A 516-nucleotide genomic window follows, 5' to 3' on the forward strand; every position below is an offset into this window, starting at 1 on the left:
TTTTGAATTCTTGACATGCTCGTTCAAACAAAGTCAGTTAAGACTCCGGTGAACAAAACATTGTTTACATTCATTATCTAGTTTTCAAAGAACCATTTAATCTAATTGGTGGAGCCTAGCGGGATCGAACCGCTGACCTCCTGCGTGCAAGGCAGGCGCTCTCCCAGCTGAGCTAAGGCCCCATCGTTCTCGTACATAATAGATAAGCTCAATTCCTAGCTTACCGAAAATGATATACTGGTGGGCCTGAGTGGACTCGAACCACCGACCTCACGCTTATCAGGCGTGCGCTCTAACCAGCTGAGCTACAGGCCCCCACCATTTTTTATAGAACAAGAGATTTTCAATTTTAGATTGAATTCTCTCAAAACTGAACCAAAGCACAAGCGTTATATGGTCGAAACCATATATCGACTAGAGTTAAACTCCATAGAAAGGAGGTGATCCAGCCGCACCTTCCGATACGGCTACCTTGTTACGACTTCACCCCAATCATCTGTCCCACCTTAGGCGGCT

2 tRNA genes and 1 rRNA gene are annotated in these 516 nt (G+C 45.5%); all 3 read right to left on the minus strand.

Annotated features, from left to right (window positions below):
* Positions 1-106 precede the first annotated feature (106 nt).
* A tRNA-Ala gene (locus tag B1R93_RS22605) sits at positions 107-182 on the minus strand.
* Between the two features lie 56 nt (positions 183-238).
* Positions 239-315: transfer RNA gene (locus B1R93_RS22610), tRNA-Ile, on the minus strand.
* A 118-nt stretch (positions 316-433) separates the two neighbouring features.
* A 16S ribosomal RNA gene (locus B1R93_RS22615) occupies positions 434-516 on the minus strand; the annotation flags it as partial.

Source organism: Halalkalibacter urbisdiaboli, from assembly GCF_002156385.1.
GTDB lineage: Bacteria > Bacillota > Bacilli > Bacillales > Bacillaceae_D > Halalkalibacter_A > Halalkalibacter_A urbisdiaboli.